We start from the raw sequence: 2,986 nt of genomic DNA on the forward strand, positions 1-2,986 counted from the left end.
CAAAGCTCAAGGGCCTGAGCCCGGTGCAATACCGGACCCAGGCCCTTGCCGCTTAGGCTCCTACTTGGCCAGTCCAACTTTCGGGGACCAATTCACAACAGGGTGCGGGGCCCTTCGCGTTGTACGGACCGGTGTGCCGGGTCGCAGGGGGCCGTGCTGCCCCGGAAACGGAGAATGCCCCCCGACCGGAGTCGGGGGGCATTCTCTTCGGGTGACTGACGGGACTCGAACCCGCGACAGCCAGGATCACAACCTGGTGCTCTACCAACTGAACTACAGTCACCATTGCCGGCGCGGTTTCACCCTCGCGGGCTGCTCCGTATCGGCGTGCACGATATTAGCCTGACTCGTCGCCGGAATGCCAATCGATATCTATTCGGCGACCAGATCCTCGACGACGGCGGCGATATCGTCGGTGGTGGGACCGGGATCCGCGACGAACGCGGTCCGTCGGTAGTACTTGAGTTCGCGGATGGATTCCTGGATGTCCGCCAGCGCCCGGTGTGCGAGCCCCTTCTCCGGCTGGCCGAAGTAGATCCGGGGATACCAGCGGCGGCACAGCTCCTTGATCGAGCTGACGTCGATCATCCGGTAGTGCAGGTACTCGTCGAGCGCGGGCATGTCCCTGGCGAGGAATCCGCGGTCGGTGGCGATCGAGTTGCCTGCGAGGGGAGCGGTGCCAGCGGTGGGGATGTGCTCGCGGATGTAGGCGAGCACCTGCTGCTCGGCCTCCTCGAGCGTCACCGTCGACCGGCGTACCTCCTCGGTCAGTCCGGAGCGCTCGTGCATCTCCTTGACGACGTCGGGCATGTCGGCCAGCGCGGCCTCGTCGGCGTGGATGACGATGTCCACGCCTTCTCCGAGCACGTTCAGGTCGCTGTCGGTGACCAGCGCGGCCACCTCGATCAGCTTGTCCGTGCCGAGCCGCAGTCCGGTCATTTCGCAATCGATCCACACAAGTTTGTCCTGCACCAGGAACACAGTAGTCAGCCGATGACCGGGTTAAGGTCAACTGGTCGCTTCGCGGGCCCGGTCGGCTGGGCGGCGGCGGACACATTCGACGACGTTGTCGCTCCGAGGAGGGCATGAATGACGGTGGATCCAACCTCATCCGGTGAATCCGCTCCACAGGTGGACTCGGTATCGCTCGAGGAGAAGGCCAAGGCGGCCAAGGCCGCCGCCGAGGAGGCCGCCCGCGTCGCGGCGGAGGCGCTGGCGGCAGCGCAGGCCGCGGAGCAGGCAGCCGCAGAGGCGGCGCGGGTCCAGGCGGCGAAGACCCCGGCCAAGCAGGCGCCGGTCGACGACGCTCCCGCGGATGCTGCCGCGGCCGAGGCCCCGCCCGCCGCGGCGGCTCAGGCTCCAGCTGCCGCCCCGGTCGAGACCGCTGCCGCACCCAGTCCGGCCGCGCAGGAGATCGCCGCGGGCTACGCCTTCGAAGGCGCGGCGCTGGAGCTGGGCACGGTGATCGTCGACGGCGTCGTGGATCCCGCTGCGCGCGTCCGGATCCCGCTCGCCACGATCAACAGGCACGGGCTGGTGGCCGGCGCGACCGGCACCGGAAAGACGAAGACGCTGCAGGGCATCTGCGAGCAGCTCTCGGCCGCGGGGGTGCCCGTGGTGATGGCCGACGTCAAGGGCGACGTGTCCGGGCTCTCCGCGCCTGGCGAGTCCAGCGAGAAGATGGTCGCCCGCGCCGTCTCGACCGGCATCACGGACTGGGCGCCGACCGGGTTCCCTGTCGAGTTCCTCTCGCTTGGCACCGAGGGCATCGGCATCCCGGTGCGGGCCAGCATCACCAGCTTCGGACCGATCCTGCTGAGCAAGGTGTTGGGGCTCAACGAAACCCAGGAGTCCACGCTCGGGCTGATCTTCCACTGGGCGGACACCCAGGGCCTCGCGCTGCTCGACCTCAAGGACCTGCGCTCGGTCATCGCGCACCTGACCTCCGACGAGGGCAAGGCCGACCTCAAGGGCATCGGTGGGGTCTCCTCGGCCACCGCGGGCGTGATCCTGCGCGCGCTGGTCAACCTGGAGGCGGACGGCGGCGACACCTTCTTCGGTGAGCCGGAGCTCGAGACCGAGGACCTGCTGCGGGTGGGACCCGACGGCAACGGCATCATCACGCTCTTCGAACTGGGCGCGCAGGCGGCCCGCCCGGTGATGTTCTCCACCTTCCTGATGTGGGTGCTCGCCGACCTGTTCCAGACGCTGCCCGAGGTCGGCGACGTGGACAAGCCCAAGCTCGTGTTCATCTTCGACGAGGCGCACCTGCTGTTCGCGGACGCGTCGAAGGCGTTCCTGCAGCAGGTGGAGCAGACCGTCAAGCTGATCCGCTCGAAGGGCGTCGGTGTCTTCTTCTGCACCCAGCTGCCCACGGACGTCCCCAACAACGTGCTCTCGCAGCTGGGCGCCCGGATCCAGCACGCACTGCGCGCGTTCACCCCGGACGATCAGAAGGCGCTGAACAAGACGGTTCGCACCTACCCGAAGACCGAGCACTACGACCTCGAGAAGGCGCTGACCTCACTCGGGATCGGTGAGGCGGTCGTGACCGTGCTGTCCGAGAAGGGCGCGCCGACACCGGTGGCGTGGGCGAAGATCCCGCCGCCGCGTTCGCTGATGGACACCATCGGTGAGCCGGCGATCAGGGCGGCGGCCGCGGCCAGCCCGTTGCACGCGAAGTACGGCCAGACCATCGACCGCGAATCGGCCTACGAGAAGCTGACCGCCAGCGTGTCCGGTGCGCCGAATGCGGACGGCATCGAGCTGCCGCCCGCCCTGCCGGATCTGCCCGACCTGCCGCCCCCGCCGCCGGACGAGCCGAGCGCCGTGGAACGGATCATGGAGAACAGCGCGGTCAAGAGCTTCCTGCGGTCGGCGGCCACCGTCGCCGGACGGGAGATCTCGCGCTCGATCTTCGGCACCGGCCGCCGCCGCAAGCGCTGACGCACCTGTGCGCGGTTGACGAGTCCAGGGACTCGTCAAC

Annotated in this window: 2 protein-coding genes and 1 tRNA gene; 1 reads left to right on the forward strand and 2 read right to left on the reverse strand. The window is 68.5% G+C overall.

Annotated elements, in window-relative coordinates; all coding sequences use genetic code 11:
* Positions 1-210 precede the first annotated feature (210 nt).
* Together ACWFRB_RS26285 and orn are read right to left on the reverse strand one after the other, a co-directional pair.
* Positions 211-283, reverse strand: a tRNA-His gene (locus ACWFRB_RS26285).
* 89 nt (positions 284-372) lie between these two features.
* On the reverse strand, positions 373-972 hold the full coding sequence (orn, locus tag ACWFRB_RS26290) for an oligoribonuclease (protein WP_452644276.1): 600 nt from the start codon (positions 970-972) through the stop codon (positions 373-375).
* Positions 973-1,089: 117 nt separating this feature from the next.
* On the opposite strand from orn, the gene ACWFRB_RS26295 reads away from it, so the two are divergent.
* Positions 1,090-2,946, forward strand: coding sequence for a helicase HerA-like domain-containing protein (locus tag ACWFRB_RS26295; RefSeq protein WP_452644278.1), 1,857 nt, complete (start codon positions 1,090-1,092; stop codon positions 2,944-2,946).
* The last annotated feature ends 40 nt before the right edge of the window (positions 2,947-2,986 follow it).

It is taken from the genome of Rhodococcus sp. NPDC055112, from assembly GCF_053607505.1.

What these genes read in the sequence shown, in the direction of transcription:
- ACWFRB_RS26295 (WP_452644278.1), top strand. Translation starts at nt 1,090, where the DNA reads ATGACGGTGGATCCAACCTCATCCGGTGAATCCGCTCCACAGGTGGAC.